Annotated in this window: 21 protein-coding genes; 10 read left to right on the forward strand and 11 right to left on the reverse strand. The window is 65.3% G+C overall.

Annotated elements, in window-relative coordinates; genetic code table 11:
* Window positions 1-24: 24 nt before the first annotated feature.
* The gene (locus tag C0V72_RS11595) at window positions 25-774 is read right to left on the reverse strand and encodes a metallophosphoesterase (protein WP_233999918.1); all 750 of its coding nucleotides are present in this window, start codon (window positions 772-774) and stop codon (window positions 25-27) included.
* 231 nt (window positions 775-1,005) lie between these two features.
* Entirely contained in the window at window positions 1,006-1,758 is a 753-nt protein-coding gene (locus C0V72_RS11600; protein ID WP_101794302.1) for an SIMPL domain-containing protein, read from the reverse strand.
* Between the two features lie 77 nt (window positions 1,759-1,835).
* On the opposite strand from C0V72_RS11600, the gene C0V72_RS11605 reads away from it, so the two are divergent.
* The 6 genes from C0V72_RS11605 (at window position 1,836) to C0V72_RS11630 (ending at window position 8,549) form a co-directional block, all read left to right on the forward strand.
* Complete coding sequence (locus tag C0V72_RS11605; protein ID WP_101794303.1) at window positions 1,836-2,273, forward strand: VOC family protein; 438 nt, start codon at window positions 1,836-1,838, stop codon at window positions 2,271-2,273.
* A gap of 120 nt (window positions 2,274-2,393) precedes the next feature.
* Window positions 2,394-3,815 carry a glycosyl transferase family protein gene (locus C0V72_RS11610; RefSeq protein ID WP_101794329.1) on the forward strand — a complete coding sequence of 474 codons (1,422 nt, stop codon included), beginning with the start codon at window positions 2,394-2,396 and terminating at the stop codon, window positions 3,813-3,815.
* A gap of 58 nt (window positions 3,816-3,873) precedes the next feature.
* Window positions 3,874-4,965, forward strand: a complete 1,092-nt coding sequence (locus C0V72_RS11615; protein WP_143704579.1) for a hypothetical protein — start codon at window positions 3,874-3,876, stop codon at window positions 4,963-4,965.
* 98 nt (window positions 4,966-5,063) lie between these two features.
* On the forward strand, window positions 5,064-5,981 hold the full coding sequence (locus tag C0V72_RS11620; protein ID WP_101794305.1) for a sulfite exporter TauE/SafE family protein: 918 nt from the start codon (window positions 5,064-5,066) through the stop codon (window positions 5,979-5,981).
* A 10-nt stretch (window positions 5,982-5,991) separates the two neighbouring features.
* On the forward strand, window positions 5,992-6,759 hold the full coding sequence (locus C0V72_RS11625; RefSeq protein WP_101794306.1) for a TIGR02186 family protein: 768 nt from the start codon (window positions 5,992-5,994) through the stop codon (window positions 6,757-6,759).
* Window positions 6,760-6,851: 92 nt separating this feature from the next.
* The gene (locus C0V72_RS11630) at window positions 6,852-8,549 is read left to right on the forward strand and encodes an ATP-binding protein (RefSeq protein ID WP_101794307.1); all 1,698 of its coding nucleotides are present in this window, start codon (window positions 6,852-6,854) and stop codon (window positions 8,547-8,549) included.
* Window positions 8,550-8,761: 212 nt separating this feature from the next.
* Here C0V72_RS11630 and C0V72_RS11635 read toward each other — a convergent pair whose 3' ends face one another.
* The 3 genes from C0V72_RS11635 to C0V72_RS11645 all read right to left on the reverse strand — a co-directional run bounded on the left by C0V72_RS11635 (window position 8,762) and on the right by C0V72_RS11645 (window position 14,271).
* Complete coding sequence (locus C0V72_RS11635) at window positions 8,762-9,496, reverse strand: 7-carboxy-7-deazaguanine synthase QueE (RefSeq protein WP_101794308.1); 735 nt, start codon at window positions 9,494-9,496, stop codon at window positions 8,762-8,764.
* A 7-nt stretch (window positions 9,497-9,503) separates the two neighbouring features.
* A complete protein-coding gene (locus tag C0V72_RS11640) occupies window positions 9,504-11,360 on the reverse strand; it encodes an ABC-F family ATP-binding cassette domain-containing protein (protein WP_101794309.1) in 1,857 nt (618 codons plus the stop codon).
* Window positions 11,361-11,427: 67 nt separating this feature from the next.
* Complete coding sequence (locus tag C0V72_RS11645; protein ID WP_101794330.1) at window positions 11,428-14,271, reverse strand: valine--tRNA ligase; 2,844 nt, start codon at window positions 14,269-14,271, stop codon at window positions 11,428-11,430.
* A 121-nt stretch (window positions 14,272-14,392) separates the two neighbouring features.
* Here C0V72_RS11645 and C0V72_RS11650 point away from each other — a divergent pair, with 121 nt between their 5' ends.
* Genes C0V72_RS11650 through C0V72_RS11665 form a run of 4 tightly spaced genes read left to right on the forward strand, consistent with a single transcriptional unit; the run spans window position 14,393 to window position 17,923 of the window.
* Window positions 14,393-15,505: an ABC transporter permease gene (locus C0V72_RS11650; RefSeq protein WP_101794310.1), complete on the forward strand. Its 1,113-nt coding sequence runs from the start codon at window positions 14,393-14,395 to the stop codon at window positions 15,503-15,505.
* Between the two features lie 3 nt (window positions 15,506-15,508).
* The gene (locus C0V72_RS11655) at window positions 15,509-16,315 is read left to right on the forward strand and encodes an ABC transporter ATP-binding protein (protein WP_101794311.1); all 807 of its coding nucleotides are present in this window, start codon (window positions 15,509-15,511) and stop codon (window positions 16,313-16,315) included.
* 50 nt (window positions 16,316-16,365) lie between these two features.
* Window positions 16,366-17,316 (forward strand): MlaD family protein, encoded by a 951-nt coding sequence (locus tag C0V72_RS11660; RefSeq protein ID WP_101794312.1) that lies wholly within the window; start codon window positions 16,366-16,368, stop codon window positions 17,314-17,316.
* A 13-nt stretch (window positions 17,317-17,329) separates the two neighbouring features.
* Window positions 17,330-17,923, forward strand: a complete 594-nt coding sequence (locus C0V72_RS11665; protein ID WP_101794313.1) for an ABC-type transport auxiliary lipoprotein family protein — start codon at window positions 17,330-17,332, stop codon at window positions 17,921-17,923.
* A gap of 1 nt (window position 17,924) precedes the next feature.
* On the opposite strand, the gene C0V72_RS11670 is transcribed toward C0V72_RS11665, so the two are convergent.
* The 6 genes from C0V72_RS11670 to crcB are packed head-to-tail and all read right to left on the reverse strand — an operon-like array spanning window position 17,925 to window position 21,816.
* Window positions 17,925-18,629: an ATP12 family chaperone protein gene (locus C0V72_RS11670; RefSeq protein ID WP_324761539.1), complete on the reverse strand. Its 705-nt coding sequence runs from the start codon at window positions 18,627-18,629 to the stop codon at window positions 17,925-17,927.
* Window positions 18,626-18,865: a hypothetical protein gene (locus tag C0V72_RS11675; protein ID WP_101794314.1), complete on the reverse strand. Its 240-nt coding sequence runs from the start codon at window positions 18,863-18,865 to the stop codon at window positions 18,626-18,628. The genes C0V72_RS11670 and C0V72_RS11675 overlap by 4 nt, the downstream gene beginning before the upstream one ends.
* On the reverse strand, window positions 18,862-19,521 hold the full coding sequence (locus tag C0V72_RS11680) for an HAD-IA family hydrolase (RefSeq protein WP_101794315.1): 660 nt from the start codon (window positions 19,519-19,521) through the stop codon (window positions 18,862-18,864). Before C0V72_RS11680 ends, C0V72_RS11675 begins: the two co-directional genes overlap by 4 nt.
* A complete protein-coding gene (locus C0V72_RS11685) occupies window positions 19,518-20,117 on the reverse strand; it encodes an FMN-binding negative transcriptional regulator (protein WP_101794316.1) in 600 nt (199 codons plus the stop codon). The genes C0V72_RS11680 and C0V72_RS11685 overlap by 4 nt, the downstream gene beginning before the upstream one ends.
* Entirely contained in the window at window positions 20,117-21,406 is a 1,290-nt protein-coding gene (locus tag C0V72_RS11690) for an RluA family pseudouridine synthase (protein ID WP_101794317.1), read from the reverse strand. The genes C0V72_RS11685 and C0V72_RS11690 overlap by 1 nt, the downstream gene beginning before the upstream one ends.
* Window positions 21,403-21,816, reverse strand: a complete 414-nt coding sequence (gene crcB / locus C0V72_RS11695) for a fluoride efflux transporter CrcB (RefSeq protein ID WP_101794318.1) — start codon at window positions 21,814-21,816, stop codon at window positions 21,403-21,405. The genes C0V72_RS11690 and crcB overlap by 4 nt, the downstream gene beginning before the upstream one ends.
* Window positions 21,817-21,939: the final 123 nt, after the last annotated feature.

Here is a 21,939-nt window from a genome sequence, read left to right on the forward strand (position 1 = left end):
CGCCGGTGCTGCCAGGCGCGTCGCTTATTGCGGCCGGTCGCCGTGGAATACCTCCACCACGCCCCTGTCGCCTGCCCTGGCCTGCAAGATGCGCCGCTGGTCGCCCTCCAGCACGAGCGCGGTAAGCACACCCGAACGGAAAGCGCCAGTGTCAATTCCGATCCGGTTGCCGCAATCCATCACCTGATTGAAGATCGTATGACCGTGCACCACGACCTTTTCGAGCGGACCTTCATGGTTCAGAAACCGCTCACGGATCCACAGCAGATCGCTGCGCTTCTGGTCATCGAGCGAGCGGGCCGGATCGATCCCCGCATGGACAAACACATAATCGCCCGCGCGGATCATGGTTTCAAACCCGGCGATGTAATCGCGGGTGGCTTGCGAGACCAGATGCGGCAGGCGGGCAAAAATGTCTTCGAGGCTGAGCGTGGACAGCTGCCGGGTCGACAGACCGTAGCTGAGCATCGTTTCGCGCCCGCCATGCTTGAGGAAATGCCGCAAGGCTTCGGGCTTTTCGAAGGCTTGCAGAAACATGTCCTCGTGATTGCCTGCCAGGATCCGGACATCGCGGGACTGTTGCCAGGTGCGGGCGCGTTCGACCACGCCGGCGCTGTCGGCGCCGCGGTCAACCAGATCGCCCAGCAGGATGATGCGATGCTCGATCCCCGCAGCGCCCGCAATTTCCGCCTCGATCGCGGTAATCATCGCGTCAAACAGATCCAGCCGCCCATGGATATCGCCGATCGCATAATACCGGGTGCCGTCGGGCACGGCCGGTAGCTTGGGCGGCGGCGGGGGCCTGAAAAAGTCGCGCAATTTCTGAAGCATGACCAGTTCGTTTTTCCGGATAATTGGCCCAGACAGGGGCGGCAAGGGGGCAGGCACTTCCGCTCTCCCCTGCGGACCCGCGCGCATACCCACCAACACGCACGGGTGCAACTCGCCCTCCGATATGCGCGACAAGTGGTGCGATTTTGTCGTTCAGTGGCTAAAGGTCCCGTCTTAATCGAGCGTGAAACTGACGGTCGTGACCACGCGGACCTTCTTGTAGGGGCTATCGGCAGAACCCCAGCCACCCGCCTCGCCGTCACGCGCTTCGATCTCGAAATACCCTTGCGTCGCGTCCTTGATCTTGCCGACGCCGGAGTTGGAATCCTGCGCAAATTGCTGGGCCGACGCGCGGGCATCCTTGGTGGCTTCGGCGACCATTTCGGGCTTGATGTCGTTGAGCTTGGTGAAGGTGTAGGCCATGCCGGATCCTTCTTCGAGAAACACCCCGCGCCCGACCAGATCGAACTGGCGCGCGACTGCCTTTTGCGCGCGGGCAATATCGGTGGTGCGCAAGGCCAGGCGCTGGCGCACGGTGTAGGTGGTGATGCCTTCATTGGTGAAACTGGTCACGTTCGCTCCGGTCGGCTGGAGCGCATCGGCGGGAAAGCCCAAGTCCTTGAAGAAGGCCTCGATGCTGGCCGTATCGCCGCGCACTTTCGCTTGCGCTTCGGCAAGGCTGGTGGAGGCGGCGGAGTATGAGATTGTCCAGGTGGCAAGGTCAGCGGTGACATTGCGTTCAGCCAGCCCGCGCACGGTAACAGCGCGCTCGGCATCCTTGGCGCGCAGCAGGCCGTTGCCCAGCAGATATCCGCCCGCAATCATGCCGACCGCCAGAATTGCTGCCGTGCCAAACCAGCGCAGGCTTGCAGGCTCGCGCAGCGCGCCATTCGTCGCAGTCACCGGTTGCACATCATCGCTGCTCATCCCATGTTCCCCCTGAAGGCGTTGGCGCGACGAGTTGTGCATCAACGTCGATGAACCGTTTTTGAATGGAAGTTCGCATGGTCAAATATCTCCACAGCATGATCCGGGTCACCGATCCGGACGCCACGGTCGCGTTTTTCAAGCTAATCGGGCTGGAAGAAGTCCGGCGGTTCGATGTCGAGGCGGGTCGGTTCACGCTGATCTTCCTGGCAGCACCGGGACAGGCGGGCGTGGCTGAGGTGGAGCTTACCTACAACTGGCCGCCCGAAGACGGCAGTCCGGCGCCGGCCTATGACGGCGGGCGCAATTTCGGGCACCTCGCTTACCGGGTCGAGAATATCTACGAGACCTGCGCCGCGCTGGCCGCCGCCGGCCACATCATCCATCGCCCCCCGCGCGACGGGCATATGGCGTTCGTCAAATCGCCGGACGGGATTTCGGTCGAATTGTTGCAGGACGGCCATCTCGAACCGGCAGAACCGTGGGTCAGCATGCCCAATATCGGCAGCTGGTGAACTGGCTGATTAACCCAGGGTTTGAAATTAAAGCGATTTAAACCAACAAAATATTGAGTGCTGTTGCATGGCGGCCCCGGTCAAGGTAACTTGTTGCCTTACTTGGGGAAGGGGGTCGCCTTGTCCATCTTGGAGCATGAACTGTGGCAGTGGCTTTCACTGCTACAGCACGAACTCTTGCTGTTTGCCGGGGTGTTCTTCCTTATCGGTGCGCTCGACGATGTCGCGGTCGATGTTGCGTGGATGTGGTTGCGGGCCACTGGCCGGACCATGACCGTTCATTGCAGCCGCATCGCGCTGCGTCAGCACAGCTTGTCCGGCCCCGTCGCCGTGCTGATCCCTGCCTGGCAGGAAGCCGCGGTGATCGGCCAGACCATTCGCCATCTGCTCGAAACCTGGCCGCAGCCTGACATGCGCCTGTATGTCGGATGCTATCGCAATGATCCGGCCACGTTGGGCGCAGGCGTGGCGGCAGCGCGCAATGATCCGCGCCTGCGGCTGGTCATCCTCGGGCACGACGGGCCGACCACCAAAGCCGATTGCCTCAACCGGCTCTATGCGGCGCTGGCGCTGGACGAGGAACGCAGCGGGCGCCGTTTCGCCTTTGCGGTGTTTCACGATGCCGAGGATATGGTCGATCCCGGCGCGCTGGGCTTGCTTGATGAAACCATCGCAGCCGGCGCGGATTTCGTGCAATTGCCGGTCGAGCCCCTCGTGCCCCGTCAGCGCAGCTGGATCGCCCGGCAGATCGGCAGTCACTATTGCGAAGAATTCGCCGAGGCCCACGGCAAGGCGATGATGGTGCGTGATGCGTTGGGGGCAGGCTTGCCAGGCGCTGGGGTCGGCTGTGCAGCGTCCCGCCGGGCGCTCGATCGGCTGGTGGCGCGCCAGAGCGGGGGTCTGCCATTCGCCAGCGATTCGCTGACCGAGGATTACGAGCTTGGCCTTGCGATTGCCGCAGCGGGCGGGCGCTGCCGGTTTGTCCGGGCGCGGGGAGAGGATGGCCGGCTGGTCGCGACCCGCGCCTTTTTCCCGCATCGCTTTGATACCGCAGTGCGGCAGAAAAGCCGGTGGGTGCTGGGGATCGCCTTGCAGGGCTGGGACCGGGTCGGCTGGGCGGGCGGAGTGGCTGAATACTGGATGCGCGCGCGCGACCGGCGCGGGCCGATGACGGCGCTGGTGCTGCTGGTGGGCTATGGGCTGGTGTTGCTGACCGGCGTGATGGGGGTGATGGTCGTGACCGGGGTGGCTGGCCCTGTCCCGCTGACCCCGCTGCTCAAGGGGGTGCTGATCGCCAATGGCGTCGCTTTTGCCTGGCGGATTGCCATGCGGTTTGCCTTCACCGCCCGCGAATACGGTCTTGCCGAAGGCATGCGTGCGGTGCTGCGGGTGCCGCTTGCCAATATCATTGCGATCATCGCGGGACGGCGCGCGATACTCGCCTATGTCCAAACGCTGAGCGGGCATGCCGCGCTGTGGGACAAGACCGATCACGACGCACACCCGGCGCAAACTGCTTTGCTGGGCCAGGCCCAGCCATGAAGGCGCGGCGGTGAAAACAGGGCCGCCCGCAAGCCGTCCCAAGGGGGGGCCGCTGGTCATGCTGGCGCTTCTGATTGGCGGTTGGAGCGTGGGCCGTGTGGTCTGGTGGGAAAATCCCTTTGCCACCGTAGCGTTGGCGCAGCAGGGGCTTGTCGTGATCGCGCCGGTGCGGCCGGCTGCCATAATGATCGCCAATGGTACGAGCCGCGATGCAGCGCCAACCGTTCGCCGCCAAGGCACCGCGCCAGGCCGGGGCGGCATGACCGCGCTGTTGCAGATGGCTGACGTGCGCTCCCGGCGATCCCGCGTGGCAGGGCGTCTGGCGGGCGTGCAGGCTGAGGGGGGCGGTGCGATGGGTGACCTTTCCGGCCCTGCCTTTTCGTCAGCTTCTGCTCGCGCTCAAGCTTCAGCCCCGGATCCAGCACAGGTTTCTCCCCCGTTCCTGCCAATGCCGCCCCCCCGGTCGGCGGGCGCTGCGCCCGGTCGCTGGTCGCTGGATGCCTGGGCGTTCTGGCGGCAGGGGTCGAATGCGGCGCCGGTATCGCAGGGGCGGGTGCCGATCTATGGCGCAAGTCAGGCCGGCGCGGTGCTGCAATTTCGGCTTGTACCTAGCGACCGGCGCGATCTGCGGCTGTATGCCCGCGCTTACCGCGCGCTGGTGCAAGGCGGCGAAAGCGAGCTGGCGCTGGGCACATCGCTGCGCCCGGTGCCGGCTGTGCCGCTGCGATTGGCGGGCGAAGTGCGCTATACCGACACGCCCTTTGGCACATCGCTGCGCCCGGCCGCCTATGTCGTGACCGAAATCGCGCCGGTGCCGCTGCCACACGGTGCGCGGCTTGAGGCCTATGGACAGGCGGGCTGGGTCGGAGGGGCTGGGCGCACCGCCTTTGCCGACGGGCAAGCCAGCATCACCGCCGCCCTGCCGCAGATCACGCGGGTCACTGACAACACGCTGCGCGTCAGCCTGGGGGCCGCGGCCTGGGGCGGGGCACAGCGCGATGCACAGCGGCTGGATATCGGCCCGACGCTGCGCTTCGATATGGCGATCGGCGCGGTGCCTGCGCGCGTGTCGGTTGACTGGCGCGAACGGATCGCGGGACAGGCCGCGCCCTATTCGGGGCTGACAGCGACGCTCTCGACCAGCTTCTAGCCCGCTGTCCATGCGCCGACGCCAACAGGCAAAGACAAACGGGGATCGGGAACAAGCGCAGCTTTAATCCCGCGGCGCGGTGGGCTAGGCCTGCACGCATGGACGTTTACCTGCCCATCGCGAATCTGTCGGTCAATGGCCTCTACATCGTGCTGCTGGGCGGGCTGACGGGGATTTTGTCAGGCCTGTTCGGGGTGGGCGGCGGCTTTCTGACCACGCCGCTGCTGATCTTTTACGGCATCCCGCCCACGGTCGCCGCCGCCTCGGCCGCAACCCAGGTCACCGGTGCCAGCGTTTCGGGCGTGCTCGCCCATTCGCGCCGCAAGGGGGTGGATTACCGGATGGGCGGGGTGATGGTGGGCGGCGGGATTGTTGGCGCGCTGATCGGGGCAGGCCTGTTCAGCGCTTTGCAATCGCTCGGTCAGATCGATGTTGTCATCTCGATCCTCTATGTCCTGATGCTCGGCTCGATCGGGATGCTCATGATGCGCGAGGCGGTGAGCACGCTGCGCCCCGGCCTGCTCGGCAAGATGGGCACACAGGTCAAGAAACGCCGCCACCACCCGCTGGTGGCCAACCTGCCCTATCGCTGGCGGTTCTATGCCTCGGGCCTGTATATCTCCCCGCTGGCGCCGGCCATTCTGGGGATGCTGGTGGGGATCCTGACCATGCTGATGGGGGTGGGCGGCGGCTTTCTGCTGGTGCCCGCGATGCTCTATATCCTCGGGATGAGCGGCAATGTGGTGGTCGGCACTTCGCTGTTCCAGATCCTGTTCGTGACGATGGTGACCACCATGACCCACGCGCTGACGACCAAGGCGGTCGATCTGGTGCTGGCGGCGCTGCTGCTGCTGGGATCGGTGTTGGGCGCGCAGTTCGGCACGCAGATCGCGCTGAAGGCCCGGCCCGAACTGCTGCGCCTTGCCCTGGCCGCGCTCGTGCTGCTGATCGCGCTGCGGATGCTCTACGGGCTCGGGGTGCAGCCGGACGAGATCTACACCGTGGTGCCGCTTTGAGGGCGGCGCGGTGAGGCTGGCGCAGCGGGCGGCGCTGGCCGCGCTGGCGTGGCTTACCCTTTCTGCCCAACGCGAGCCGGTGCTGGTGCCGGCGGTCAGCCAATCCCTGATCGAGGTGCAACAGGGTTTCACCGGCGCACGGCTGCTGCTTTACGGTGCGGTGATCGATCCGGCGGGGGCGGGCGCGCGCAGCGCGGATTATGACATCGTCGTCGTGCTCAAAGGCCCGTCCGAGGCCGTCCGCATCCGCGAAAAGGAACGTGTTGCCGGGATCTGGGCCAATGCCGGATCCAGCGATTTCCGGTCAGCCCCGGCGTTCTTTGCGGTAGCATCCTCGCGCCCGGTGCGCGAAATCGTCGATGAACGCACCGCGGCAATCTATGAACTGGGAACCGACTTCATCCAGCTATCGCCGTCCGGCCAGATCGAGCCGGAAGAACAGGCCCGCTTCGCCCGGGGGCTGGTCGAACTGCGGCGGCGCCAGGGGCTGTATCAGGAAGACCCGCGCGGGGTGAGCATTGCCGAAAAGGTGCTCTATCAGGCCCGCATCGATCTGCCTTCCAACGTCACCACCGGACGCTACACCGCGGAAACCTTTGCGATTGCCCGGGGCCGGGTGCTGGCCAGTGCGACGGCCCGGATCGAAGTGGTGAAGGCCGGGCTGGAAGGTCGCGTGGTCACTGCCTCACAGCGCTGGTCGTTCTTCTACGGGCTTGGCGCGATCGCGCTTTCGCTGGGGATGGGGTGGCTGGCTGGGCGGCTGTTTGCGCGCACCTGAACCGGAGCGGGCCGCAAAGACGTTGACCCGATCTTAACCCAACCCATCGTACCCCCCGGCCTCGCATAAGGCGGCGCAGGGGAAAGGCGCAAATGACCGATCACGGCAGGCAGGATTTTGAGCGCTTCACCGGACCCAATCCGACCGGCGCCGAAGAAGTGGCATCGGCCTATGCCACTGGCGCCCACGACAATTCGCGCCTGCCGATTGGCGTGGTGCTGGAAATCTCCGGCTCAGGCTCGCAAATCGCGCTCGACCTGCAACGCATCAACGAATGCATGGCCGATGCCGATCCCTCGGTGCAAATGGCCGGGCAGGTGGGCAGCCAGATCAAGATCCGCGTTGGCGACAGCTGGCTGCTGGCCAATGTGCGCGATCAGCGCAAGGACCGCCGCACCGACGGCGGGATCATCGCCCATATCGATTTCCTTGGCGAAGGCGGCGAGGAAAAGCTGACAGGCCGCATCAGCGGCTTCCGGCGCGGGGTCACCCGCTATCCGATCCCCGGTGCGATGATCTATCCCGCCACCACCCGCGATCTGGAACAGATCTATGCGAGCGATGGGCGCGCCAGCATCACCATCGGCAAGGTCTTCCCCACCAAGGATATCCGCGCCGGCCTGTATATCGACGCGATGCTGGGCAAGCACTTCGCGCTGCTGGGATCGACCGGCACCGGCAAGTCGACCAGCGCCGCGCTGATCCTGCACAGGATCTGCGAAGCCGCGCCCAAGGGTCACATCGTGATGATCGACCCGCACGGCGAATACTCTGCCGCGTTCCGCACGACGGGGCAGATCCTCGACGTGTCGAACCTGCAAATGCCCTACTGGCTGATGAACTTCGAGGAGCATTGCGAAGTGCTGCTGTCGAGCAGCGGCAACGAACGCCAGGTCGATAGCGACATTCTGGCCAAGTGCCTGCTGGCCGCACGCTCGAAGAACCGGCTGGCCCAGACGATGGGCAAGATCACCGTGGATTCGCCCATCCCCTATCTGCTGTCCGACTTCGGCAACATCCTGCAAGACGAAATGGGCAAGCTCGACAAGGCAACCTCGTCCGCGCCCTATATGCGGATCAAGGGCAAGCTTGACGAGATCAAGGCCGATCCGCGTTACCAGTTCATGTTCTCAGGGATGCTGGTGGGCGACACCATGGTCGACTTCATCGGCAAGATTTTCCGGATGCCGGGTCATGGCAGACCGATCTCGATCATCGATGTGTCGGGCGTGCCGTCCGACATCACCTCGACCGTGGTTGCGGTGCTCTCGCGCCTCGTGTTCGATTTTGCGATCTGGGGCCGCGAGGAAAAGACCCGGCCGGTGCTGCTGGTGTGCGAAGAAGCCCACCGCTACGTGCCCAATGAAAAGAACGCCGATGGATCATCGGTCGGCAAGATCCTCAGCCGCATCGCCAAGGAAGGCCGCAAATACGGCATCAGCCTTGGCCTGATTACCCAGCGCCCCTCCGACCTTGCCGAAGGCGTGCTGTCGCAGTGCGGCACGATTATCGCGATGCGGCTCAACAACGACCGCGACCAGGCTTTCGTGCGGTCCGCCATGCCCGAAGGCGCGCGCGGGTTCCTGGATTCGATCCCGGCGCTGCGCAACCGCGAATGCATCATCTGCGGCGAAGGCGTGGCGATTCCGATCCGGGTCAGCTTCGACAACCTTGAAGAACACAAACGCCCCGCTTCCGAAGACCCGAGCTTCGCTGAATTGTGGAGCACCGACGGCGGCGAGGAAGAACTGGTCGAACGCGTGGTGATGCGCTGGAGATCGCAGGGTTGAGTATTTGTGTTCCGCACCGCGTCAGCGGCGCGGAACCCTCGCTCACTCGGCCTAAAGGCCGCGTCGCTGCGGGAGGCGCCACACACTCACACTTGCGAACTGGCTCGGCCCGCCAACGGACGGGCCGCAAGGGCGACCGCCCGCCCGCAGGCGCTCGCGCGAAGTGCGAAACGCGCCGAGGACGTGCCCGCGGAGGCGGGCGCGCAAACAAGCTACGTTCCGCGCGTATCGCCGTAAAGGTGGATATGCAGCCGGTCGCTCATGCGGAACCCGTGCTTCAGGCAAAGGTCTGACAGCCACACCTGCCGTTCCCGCTGGGCCGCGCTGTCGGTGCCTTCGGCCATCAGAAACACGCGTTTGGGCCTGAAGCGGTAGCGCTGCTGAAGCGCCAGAACCTCTGCGACATCATCCGGCGCGGCGATCACGAACTTCAGGAACGCGCGCGGATCAGTCGCCCAAGCATCCAGCCGCTCGGGGATCAGCGCCAGATCGGCCGGGTTGCCCGAGTGCGCCAGTTTGGGGCTGACATTGTACTGATCGACCCGCACATCCAGCCGCGCTGGCGGGGCGACGGTGCCGTTGGTTTCGATCTCCACACTGATATCCGGCAGGTACGCCAGCATCTCCGCCAGCGCGCCCGCCTGCAACAGCGGCTCGCCCCCGGTGATGACAAGGCGCTTCTGGCCCAGCGCGGCGATCCGCTCCGCCGTTTCGGCAGGGGTCAGCGTCACCTGATTGGCGCGGCGATCAAACGCGATCCCATCGCGGTGCGGGCGGTTATCGCCTTCAAACCGCCAAGTGTAAGCCGTGTCGCACCACGTACAGGCGAGGTTGCAGCGTGACAGCCGCACAAACGCCACCGGCATTCCGGCAGACGGCCCTTCGCCTTGCAGGCTGGCGAAAATCTCCGGCCCGCCGTTGTCATCGGTGGCAAGGGTGAGGTTCATGCCGGGCTTACGCCGCCTCGATCGCTTCGAGCACGGTGCTGGCCGCCAGCCAGGCTTCTTCCGCTTTGGCCAGCGCATCGGCGGCTTCGGCCCGCTGGGCAACCAGCCGCTGCATCGCGCTGCCCTGCGGTCCGCTGGGCGCCGTGCTTTGGGCAAGGATCTGCTGGTCGAGCCGCTCCACCTCGGCTGACAGGCGAGCAATGGCGCTTTCCGCCTTGGTGAGATCGGACTGCGCGCTGCGCATGTCACTGCCCGCGTTGCCGCGCGCCCCCTTGCCCTTGGCCCCGCCACCCTTGGGTTGATTGCGGCCGAGGATGAAGTCGATGTAATCCTCCATGCTCCCGGCATATTCGCGCGCGGTGCCATTATCGACGAGGATCAGGCGGTCGGCGGTCAGTTCGACCATGTGGCGATCGTGGCTGATGAGGATCACCGCCCCCGAATAACTGTTGAGCGCCTGGATCAGCGCCTCACGCGCGTCGACATCCAAGTGGTTGGTCGGCTCGTCCAGGATCAGCAGATGCGGCGCATCGCGCGTGATCAGCGCCAGCGCCAGCCGCGCGCGCTCCCCGCCCGAAAGCTTGTCGACCCGCTGCTGCGCGCGCGGCCCCGAAAAGCCGAAGCGCCCCAATTGCGCGCGGATCGCGCCTTGCGAGGCCCCTTCCATCGCCCGGTTCATCAGATCGAGCGGGGTATCCTCGCCCGCCAGTTCCTCCACCTGATACTGGGTGAAGTATCCGACCTTGAGCTTGCCGGGCGCGTTGATTGCGCCCTCGGCTGGGGTCAGCTGCGAGGCCAGCAGCCGCGCCAGCGTGGTCTTGCCGTTGCCGTTGCGGCCCAGCAGGGCGATGCGATCATCGGCCTCGATCCGGAAGTTCAGCCGCTTGAGGATCGGCGGCGCCTCGCCGTAACCCACCGCTGCCTGTTCCACCGTAATCATCGGCGACTTCATTTCCGCCGGATCAGGGAAATCGAAGCTTAGCGTCGGGTCTTCCATCATTGCCGCAATCGGCTGCATCTTGGCGAGCATCTTGGCGCGCGACTGGGCCTGCTTGGCGGTCGAGGCGCGGGCGGAATTGCGGGCGACATAATCCTGAAGCCGCGCCCGCTGCGCATCCTGCGAGGCCTTCGCCGCCGCGAGCTGCGCGGCGCGTTCGGCCCGCTGTTTCTCAAATGCGTCATACCCGCCCGGATAGAGCGTCAGCTGCCCGCCTTGCAGGTGCAGGATGTGATCGACGACCTTGTTGAGGAGGTCGCGTTCGTGGCTGATGACGACCAGCGTGGCGGGATAGGATTTGAGGAAGTTCTCCAGCCACAACGTCGCTTCAAGGTCGAGGTGGTTGCTGGGCTCGTCCAGCAGCAGGATGTCAGGTTCGGAAAACAGCAGCGCGCCCAGGGCGATGCGCATCTTCCAGCCGCCCGAAAAGCTGTCGACCGGGCGCTGCTGCATTTCGTCATCAAAGCCCAGACCATTGAGGATCTTGGCCGCGCGCGCCGGGGCGCTGTAGGCGTCGATGGCGAGCAGGCGTTCGTGCACATCGCCCATCCGGTCCATGTCGGTGCAGGTTTCCAGCTCGGCGAGCAGCGCGGCGCGCTCGGTGGCAGACGCCAACACCACCTCCTCAGGCGTCATGCTGCCGCTGGGGGCTTCCTGCGCGATATAGCCGATCTTGGCGCGCGATGGCTTGCTGATTTCGCCGTCATCAGGCTCGATCTCGCCGATCAGCGCCTTCATCAGCGTGGATTTGCCAGCGCCGTTGCGGCCGATCAGCCCCACGCGCGCGCCCACCGGCACCGTCGCACTGGCGCGTTCAAGAATGGCCCGGCCGCCAAGCCGCACTGTGACACCGTCAATGGTAAGCATGCGCGCGCCCTTAACAGCCTATCGCTGGCTGCCCAAAGGAAATCACGCGGACGGGTGCAGGGGGGGGCTATCCCAGCCGCGCGAGTGCCGCCGTCAGCCGTTCCACCTCGCCCTGATGATGGGCGAGATCGGCGCGGGCCTTTTCGACCGCTTCGGGCTTGGCCTTTTCGGCAAAGGCGGGGTTCGCCAGGCGGCCGCCCAGCGACTTCGCTTCCTTTTCCGACGCCGCCAGCGCCTTTTCCAGCCGGGTCTTTTCGCCTGCGATGTCGACGATGCCTTCCAAGGGGATGACGAACACGTCTTCGCCGGCTGTCACCTGCATGGCGGGGCCTGCGGGCGCTTCGCCGATGGTCACCGGCGTCAGGCGCGCGAGGCGTTCGATTGCCGCGCTTGAGCGCTCGATGGTGCGCGCGGCGACGTCCGACGGCGCGGCAAGGAACGCCGCCAGTTTCGCGCCGGGCGCAATGCCAAGCTCGTTCTTCGCGCTGCGGGTGCTGGTGGTGAGGTCGATCACCCAGTCGATGGCGTCGGTTGCTTCCTTGCTGACTTCCGCTTCCGGCTTGGGCCACTGCGCCACGATCAGCTCGTACTCGCGCGCGCCCAGCTTGTGCCACAGCTCTTCGGTGATGAAGGGCATGAAGGGGTGGAGCATGACGAGGATCTGGTCGAGCGCCCAGCCGGCGACCGCTCGGGTTTCCGCCGCAGCCGGACTATCAGCTTCGCCCGAAAAGACCGGCTTTACGAGTTCAAGATACCAGTCGCAGAACTTGCTCCACGTGAACTGGTAGATCGCGTTGGCTGCCGCGTCGAAGCGCAGGTCGGCCATCGCCTTTTCGATTTCGGTCACGCAAGACCCTACCTCGCCGATGATCCACTGGTTGGCGGCGAGGCGTGCAGGAGGAGCCTTGACGCTAGCCGACGCCCCGATCCCATTCGATTGGCAGAACCGCGCCGCGTTCCACAGCTTGGTGGCGAAGTTGCGATAACCCTCGACCCGCTTTTCATCCATCTTGATGTCGCGGCCCTGGCTTTCCATCGCCGCCATGAAGAACCGCAGCGCGTCGGCCCCGTACTGGTCGATGAGGCCGAGCGGATCGACGACATTGCCCTTGGACTTCGACATCTTCGCCCCATCCGCCGCGCGCACAAGGCCGTGGAGATAGAGCGTGTCCCAGGGCTTCTGCCCCATGTTGTAAAAGCCCATCATCATCATCCGCGCATCCCAGAAGAACAGGATATCGAAGCCGGAGATGAGGAGGCTGTTGGGGAAGTGCTTTTGCAAGAGACCCGTTCGGGCACCATCCTCCAACTCCGCTCGTCCTGAGCTTGTCGAAGGACTGTCTTTCTTTTCGGCGCTGTCGGATGAAGTGAAGTGCAGCCCTTCGACAGGCTCAGGGCGAACGGAGGTAGGGTCTTCCGGCCAGCCGAGCGTGGCGAAGGGCCACAGGGCGGAGGAGAACCACGTGTCGAGGACGTCCTCGTCCTGCCGCAGCGTAATGCCTTCACCGGCGAGCGCCTGCGCGGCGGCTTCGTCCTCGGCGACAAAGCAGCGGCCATCATCGGCAAACCAAGCCGGAATCCGGTGCCCCCACCACAGTTGGCGGCTGACGCACCAGGGCTGGATGTTCTCCATCCAGTTGAAGAAGGTCTTCTCCCACGTCTTGGGAACGATCTGGATATCGCCCGAGCGCACCGCTTCGATCGGCTTCTTGGCGAGTTCGGCGGCGTTCACATACCACTGGTCGGTCAGCCACGGCTCGATCACCACGCCGCCGCGGTCGCCGAAGGGGGTCTGGATCACGCGCGGTTCAGCGTCGTGTTCGATCTCCTCGCCGTCCTTGGTCTTGGTGATGTGGGGGACGAGGTAGCCATCGGCCTTCAACCGCTCGACCACCGCCTTGCGCGCATCGAACCGGTCAAGGCCGAGGAAGGCGTCAGGGATCAGCCCATCGGCCACCTGCACCACCGCCGCATCGACGTTGAACATATTGAGCATCTCGCCCGCCGCGATCCCGGCGCGCTTGCCGACTTCGAAGTCGTTGAAATCATGGCCCGGCGTGATCTTCACGCAGCCTGACCCCAGCGCCGGATCGGCGTGTTCGTCGGCGATGATCGGAATGCGCCGCCCGGTGATCGGCAGCACGATGTGCTTGCCCACGACGCTGGCAAAGCGTTCGTCCGCCGGGTTCACCGCCACGGCCATGTCGGCTAGCATGGTTTCGGGCCGAGTGGTGGCGACGATCAGGTGATCGTCTCCGGCATCGGTGCGCACACCATCAGCCAGCGGATAGCGGAAACGCCAGAAGTTGCCCTGAATTTCGCGGGTCTCGACCTCAAGGTCGGAAATCGCGGTCTTGAGCTTCGGGTCCCAGTTCACCAGCCGCTTGTCGCGGTAGATCAGGCCATCATTATACAGGTCGACGAAGGTCTTGATCACCGCCTTGGTGAAATGCGGGTCCATCGTGAACTGTTCGCGGCTCCAGTCCATCGAACAGCCCAGCCGGCGCAGCTGGCGCGTGATGCTGCCGCCGCTTTCCGCCTTCCATTCCCACACCTTGTCGACGAAAGCTTCGCGCGAGTAGTTGGTGCGCTTGTCCGCCTGAGCTTCCATCTGGCGCTCGACCACCATCTGCGTCGCGATCCCTGCGTGGTCCATGCCGACCACCCACAGCGCGTCCTTGCCGCGCAGCCGCTCGTAGCGGATCACTACGTCCTGCAAGGTGTTGTCGAGCGCGTGGCCGATGTGCAGCGAGCCGGTGACGTTCGGCGGCGGGTTGACGATGGTGTAGGCTTCCGCCTCCGGACGGTCCGGGCGGAACAGCCCGCTCGTCTCCCAATGCTGATACCAGCGCGCCTCGATTTCGGCGGGGTCGAAGGTGGTGGGCAGAGCGGGGTGCGGCGTGTCGGTCATAATGCCTTGCGCCATGCCAGCACCGATGTTGCGATGCAATGACGGACAGGCCTGCCAGCGTGCGGCGGTTCGCCGCGAGAGCCTTGCCGGGGGGCAAAAATCTCCCCATAGCCTCATTCCGATGCAGGACGCCGCGCAATATTCGCTGGAAAAGGCCGGCGCCAATACCGACCGGCTGGTGCTGTCCGGGCATATGACGCTGGCGCATATCGGCCCGCTGGAACACAGCCTCAGCCGCCTTGAAGGGCCGCTGGACAGCATCGATCTGGCCGGCGTGGACGACATCGATACCGTCGGCGCATGGGTGGTTTGCCGCCTCGCGCGCGAGCACAATTGCGACATTACCGGCGCCAGCGAGGCAGCGCAGCGGTTGCTAAGCGCGGTGCGCGACATCGACGCAACCGGCCCGATGCGTCCGCCGCGCCCACCGTTTTGGGAACGGGTGCCAACGGCGGTGGGCGACAAGGTCTTTGCCGCGCGCTCAGGCGTTTATGGCGTGGTCGGTTTCTTCGGGCAGATCTTGCTGGGCATCGCCAGTCTGGCCCGTCACCCCTCGCGGTTTCCAGTGAAGGCGCTGGTGCACCAGATGGAACTGGTGGGCGTTTCGGCCTTGCCGATCATCGGGTTGATGAGCTTCCTGATCGGGATCGTCATCGCGCAGCAGGGCTCGGTCCAGCTTGAGCAATTCGGGGCCGAGGCGCTGACGGTGAACCTGGTCGGCCGCATCACCTTGCGCGAACTGGGTGTGTTGATGACCGCGATCATGGTGGCGGGCCGTTCGGGCAGCGCCTTTGCTGCACAGATCGGGACCATGAAGCTGACCGAGGAGATCGATGCGATGCGCACGATCGGCGTGTCGCCGGTCGAAGTGCTGGTAATTCCGCGCATTCTGGCAGCGACCTTCATGATGCTGCTACTGGGCTTTTATGCCTCGGTCGTGGCGATTATTGGCGGCGCGGTGGTCGGCGACATGACGCTGGGCATCCCGTTCCTGACCTTTCTGATCCGGATCCAGGAAGTCGTGCCGATCCACGACCTGTGGGTCGGGCTCATCAAGGCCCCGGTGTTCGGTCTGATCGTGGCACTGGCGGGCTGTTATCACGGGATGCAGGTGCGCGGCGATTCCGAAGCGGTCGGTCGGCGCACGACCATGGCGGTGGTCTCGGCGATCTTTGCCGTGATTGTGCTCGACGCGTTTTTTGCGGTGTTCTTTACAGAAATCGGGTGGGGCTGAGCGATGCAGGCACACCATCATCCCGACGACGAGAACGCCCCCATCGTGATCGAGGGGCTGGTCAACCGCTTTGGCGATGTCACGGTCCATGAAGGCCTTGATCTGACAGTGCGGCGCGGCGAAATCCTTGGCGTGGTTGGCGGTTCCGGCACGGGCAAATCGGTGCTGATGCGCTCGATCATCGGCTTGCAACGGCCCAGCGCGGGGCGGATCGATGTGCTGGGGCGCTGCATCACTGAATCAGACCTCGATCAGGGTATCGGCGTGCGCCGCCGTTGGGGCGTGTTGTTTCAGGGCGGAGCGCTGTTTTCGACGCTGACCGTGGGCGAAAATGTCGAAGTGCCGCTGCGAAAATACTACCCCGATCTTGATCCGGTGCTGCGGGCTGAAATCGCGCGTTACAAGGTGATCCTGTCGGGCTTGCCGGATGATGCGGTGGCAAAATATCCCTCCGAATTGTCGGGTGGGATGAAGAAGCGCGCAGGGCTGGCCCGCGCGCTCGCGCTTGATCCGGAACTCTTGTTTCTGGATGAACCCACCGCGGGCCTTGACCCCATCGGCGCGGCCAAGTTTGACCGGCTGACCCGCGAATTGCAGGAAACGCTGGGTCTTACCGTGTTTCTCATAACCCATGATCTCGATACGCTTTACGAAATCTGCGACCGGGTGGCGGTGATTGCCGAGAAAAAGATCATCGCGGTCGGGACAATCCCGGAACTGATTGCCACCGGGCATCCGTGGATCGAGGAATATTTCAACGGTCCGCGCGGCCGCGCCGCCCAGGACAGCCACTTGCGAGGCGCGTCATGAGCCACACAGCAATGGACAAGCGCAGCCTGCGGGCGGCATAGGGAACGCACATGGAAACCAGAGCCAATCATCTGTGGGTCGGTGCGGTGTCGCTGCTGCTTATGGCGATGCTGGCGGCCTTCATCGTCTGGATCGCCCGGCTGGGCGAGGGCGCCAAGGACGAATACGACATCTTCTACAGCCAGTCGGTCTCGGGCCTTGCCAATGGCAGCCAGGTCACCTTTGCCGGGGTGCCGGTGGGGCAGGTGACGGAAATCGCGCTGGCCAAGGACAATCCCGAATTTGTGCGGGTGCGGATCAAGGTGAAGGATGATGTGCCCATTCTGGTGGGCACGCAGGCGACCATTCAGGCGAGCTTTACCGGGGTGTCGACCATCCTGCTGGACGGCGCGCGCAAGGACAATCCGGCGATCACCTGCGAGACCACGGCCTGTCCCGAAGGCCGCCCGGTAATCCCGCCGGGCCGCGGCGGCTTTGGCGAAATCGTCGCCAATGCGCCGCTGCTGCTGGAACGCCTGGCGACCCTGACCGAACAATTGAACACGATTCTGGGTCCGGACAATCAGGCCGAGATCGCCGGGATCCTGCGCAACACCAACCGCCTGACCGGCGGGCTGGCGGACGCGAGCCCGGAAATCACGCAGAACCTCAAGGAATTCCGCACCACCATGGCGGAGTTCAACCAGACGCTGGATGCGGTGGAAAAGCTGGTGGCCACCACCGACACGCTGCTTGGCAAGGAAGGCGGTTCACTGGCGCAGGAACTGCGCGGCACGTTGAAATCGGCCAATGCCGCGCTCGCTTCGCTGTCTGCGACGCTGGAGGACACCCGCCCGGCCGCGCGCCAGTTGCGCACCAGCACGCTGCCCAATGCCGAAGCCACGCTGGAAGATCTGCGTGCTACCAGCCGGGCGCTGCGCTCGATCACCGAAAAGCTCGAAAGCGAAGGCGCAGGCGCATTGGTCGGCGGCAAGTCGCTGCCCGATTACAAGCCTGAATAGAGGGATTGTTCGCATGACCATCACCACCCGGTCGCTCATGCTGCCTGCGCTGCTGCTGGCGCTGCCCGGATGCATCAGTCTGGGCGGAGAGCCGCCGGCCAGCCTGCTTACGCTCAGCCCGGCGGCCACCGCGCCGGCCGGGCCGGGGGTGAGCGGCGCCCAGCGCCCCGTGATCGCGGTGCTGACGATCGACACGCCCGCCAAGCTCGATGTGCTGCGCGTGCCCGTGGCCGTGAGCGAGACTGAACTGGCTTACTTGCAAGAAGCCTTCTGGGTGGAAAAGCCCGCGCGTCTGTTCCGGCGGCTGGTGGGCGAGACGATCCGCGCGCGCGGCAATGCGATGGTGGTGGACGGCGATGATACCGCAACGCTGGCGACGATGACGCTGCGCGGAACGCTGATCGACATGGGCTATGATGCGCAAAACTCGCAGGCCATTGTGCGGTTCGATGCGGTCAAGATCGGCAAGGATGGTGCGGTCACCACCCGCCGGTTTGAAGCGCGTGAAGCGGGCATTCCGGCAGAAACCAAGGCTGTGGGTGCCGCACTGAACGGCGCGGCCAATAAGGTCGCTGCCGAAGTGGCCGATTGGGTGGCGGGGGGCTGATCTAGCCCTGCGCCATTTTTGCAAAGGCACAGGCGCGCAGGAAATCAGCTTCGCGCCGGGCGCGGCGTTCTTCAGCCTCCCAGTCGCGGCCCCACAGGTCTGCCTGCCATTCTTCCTCCAGACACACCGCCTGCCACAGCGCACGCGGTTCGTCTTCGTGAGCCGCATCCAGCGCGGCGAGCGCGGTGACGAGCGAGGCGGCAAGCTTCGTCATCGCCTCCACCCCGGCCAGCGCAAAGGGATCGAGCGTCAGCAGCCGCTGGTGCAACACCGCCAAAGCCGGCGCGGGCTGCGGGCGGTGGAGCACGCCGCTGACCCGCACCAGCGCGATCCCATGCGCAGCCTCGAAGGCGGATAGCAGCGGCTCCCACACGTCCATCTGGCGCGCGTAAAGCGGCTCATCCGGATCGGCGCGGTAACACAGGGTGTCGGTCTCGGCATAAGCGACGAGGCCTTGCGCGATTGCGGCCGCGCCGGGCGTGACGATATCGATGGCGTAATCGGCAAGATCGCGCAGCGGCAGGCTGGCCGGGTCGATTTTTTCGCCCTGCCGCGCCCATTCGGCAGCCAATGCCTCGCCCAGCGCGCGGGTGGGGACAAGCTGGACCGCGCCGCCCACCGTCTTCACCCCGCGCCCGTCCAGCAAGACCTGCCAGCCACCGGGCTGCGCGCCCAGCGTTACGTCCTTGTAAAATCGGCGGATCATGGGTGCGTATCGGCTCCGGCGTTCCAGCGGCGCGCGATAAAGCGCGGCAGGAAGAAGAATTCAAAGAACCCCGCCACCGCCAGGACAGCCCCGGCTGCGCGCGGCAGATCAATCACGCCGCGCACAATCGCAAAGCCCAGCATGATGAGCGCAATCCCGCCAAACCGCACCAGCGTGACGATGATATAGCCATTGCGCGCGCGGGTTTCGGCGGTGGTGCGTTCGGACCTGGTCATGGCAGGGTCTCCTCCAGCGCCGCGGCCAGGGCGGCGGGGGTGGCCACGACGCGGGCCGCGCCGCTTGCCAGCAGTTCGGGCGGGGCGTGATAGCCCCAGCCCACCCCGATCGCCGCCACGCCAATGCTGCGCGCCATCACCATGTCGAAACTGGTGTCGCCGATCATGACCGCCTCTTCGCGGCTCGCCCCGGCCTCAAACAAGGCAGCTTCAAGCATCGCCGGATGCGGCTTGGATGGGTGGCGGTCGGCGGTCTGGAGCGAGACGAACAGATCGGCGATCCCGTGGGTGGCAAGGCACGCGGCGAGTCCGCGGTCGGACTTGCCGGTGGCGACCGCCAGGTGCCAGCCCGTGCTGCGCAAATCCCGCAGCAGATCGGCGATGCCATCATAGAGCGGCTCGTCGAGCAGACCTTCTTCGCGCCGCGCCCGAAAGCTCGATCGGTAATATTCGGTCACGGCCTGGTTCTGATCGTCGGTCAGCGCCGGGGCCAGTGCGCGCACGGCGGCCGGCAGGCTCAATCCGACGATACGCCGCACCGCCGATGGATCAGGCGCTGCAAGACCTGCGCGGGCAAAGGCGCGGTCCATCGCCCAGCAAACATCGGCCTGCCCATCGACCAGTGTTCCGTCGCAATCGAAGACAGCCAGCCTCATTCAGCTATGCTCCGCATCCACTCGGCGAGCGCGCTGGCACCGGTATTGGCCAGCCCGTCGGCGATCCGCGTGCGCGTTTCGGGCGGCTTGTTCTGCGACAATTTGTGCGTCGGCCGCCGGGCCGCCACCGTCAGTTCAAAGCCCGCAATCCCGCGAAACAGGCCCGCCCACATTTTTTCCGAGGATTCCTCCGCCCGCCACGGCTCACCGCCCAGATGTGTTTCATGCTTGATGATGGCAGCGTGGAGAAAGGCTTCCAGCCCATCATCGTCCATCCGCCGCACGGGGCCTTCCAGCTCCAGCGCGACATAATTCCAGGTCGGCACGGTGTTGCGATCATCATACCAGCGCGGGGAGACATAGGCGTCAGGGCCATTGACCACGATCAGCGCCGTCGCCCCGTCAAGGTGGCGGACAAGCGCGTTGGCGCGGGCGAGGTGGAACTGCACGGCGCCATCTTGCGTCATCAGCAGCGGGGTATGCGCCACACGCGGGCCATCAGGCGTTGCGGCGAAGACCATGCCGAAGCCGATCTGGCCCACCAGCGCAGCGTCAGCCGCGGCATCATCGCCTCGGAACAGCGGATTGGGATGCATCAGCGTGCGGGCTTCCTGCCCGGTCCCTTGGAGGCAAGCTTACCCTTCCCGACAACCGGCTTTCCGGCGAGTTTGCCAACGGGCCTGGCGCCCTTGCTCTTGGGTTTGCCCTTCGCCTTGGGCTTGGCCGCCGCATCACCGCGGGCACGGCGCGGCGCGCGGCTTTCCTTGCGCGCCTGCTTGAAGTGGCGGCGGGCGGCCTGCTTCTTTTCCTCGCCCGTCCGCTCCGGTGCTTCGTCGCCCATGGGGGACGCATCGGACAGGCTCTGATCGAAGCCCAGCACGTCCATGCTCATGGCAAAGTGCGGGGGCAGTTCGGCGGTCACATCCAGCTTGCCGCCGGTTCCTTCACCCACCTTGGGTTCGGAGATGATAAGGCGGCGCGCATGGAGGTGCATCTTCCGGCTGACCGCGCCGGTCAGGAAGCTGTCCGGCCCCCCATACTTGCCGTCGCCCACAATCGGGTGGCCGATCGCGGCCATGTGGACGCGCAGCTGGTGGGTGCGGCCGGTCAGCGGCTCAAGCTCGACCCAGGCGGCGCGCTGGCCCGCCCGTTCCACCACGCGGTAACGGGTTTTGGCCGCCGCCCCGTTTTCCTCGTCGATATGCATCTTCTCGCCGCCGGTGCCCGGCTGCTTGGCGAGCGGGGCATCGATCACGCCTTCGGACAGTTTCGGCACGCCAACCACTAGCGCCCAATAGACCTTGCGTGCGCTGCGACCGGCGAAGCGCTTCGAGAAGCTCGCCGCGGCCCCCGGCGTGCGGGCGATCAACAGGACTCCGCTCGTGTCCTTGTCGAGCCGGTGGACGAGGCGCGGGCGCGGGGTCTTTTCGGTCTCGACAAAGGCATCGAGCAGCCCGTCGACATGCTTGGTGGTTTTGCTGCCGCCTTGCGTGGCGAGGCCGGGGGGCTTGTTCAGCACGATCGCGCTCGCCGTTTCGCGGATCACCATCGCCTTGGCCTCGGCGATCTGTTCGGGGCTGAGGGTGCGAACGCGGGGCGCGGCTTTCTTGGCCGCCGGCGCATCTTCGCCGCCGGGGGGAACGCGCAGCACCTGCCCGGCTTCCACGCGATCTTCCGGCTTCACCCGCTTGCCATCGACCCGGATCTGCCCAGTGCGCGCCCAGCGCGATACCGTGGCAAAGCCGATCTGCGGCAGATTGCGTTTGAACCAGCGGTCCAGCCGGATGCCACCGTCATCCTCGGATACCGTGAATTGGCGCACGTTATCGGTGGCGGCCTTATCGGCGGAAAGGTCAGCGGGTTCGTCGGCGGATGTTTGGGTCATTGAACACTCTGTGCGGCGACAAGGCCGATAAGGATTGCCGCCATACCGGCGATGAGCGAGGCCGCACCGTAACCCAGCGCCATCAGCGCCTGCCCGCGGTGAAGCATGGTAACCAGCTCGGAACTGAAGGCGCTGAAGGTGGTAAAGCCGCCCAAGAGACCGACGCCGAGCAGCAGCCGCATGGAATCGGCCAGAGGCGCTGCCATACTGCCGCGCGCCAGCCAGCCCACCAGCGCGCCCATCAGCAAGCTGCCGAAGATGTTCACGGCCAGCGTACCCCACGGAAACGCATGGCCCGGCCCGGCAAGATTGGTCACCACCCGGCCGACATGATAACGCAGCACCGAGCCGACCGCGCCGCCGAAAGCGACGTTGAGACTTGCTACCAGGGGGGAGATTTCACCGGCCATCGCCCGGCCTTTAGCGAGCCTCAGGCGATCTGCCTAGCGTAGCCGAAGAACGATTGCGCCGGGCACGGCACGCTGGCGGGTTGCCTTTGCGGCGGTGTTGGACTATCGGGGCGCGGTTTGGTG

Source organism: Porphyrobacter sp. TH134, assembly GCF_002855495.1.
GTDB lineage: Bacteria > Pseudomonadota > Alphaproteobacteria > Sphingomonadales > Sphingomonadaceae > Erythrobacter.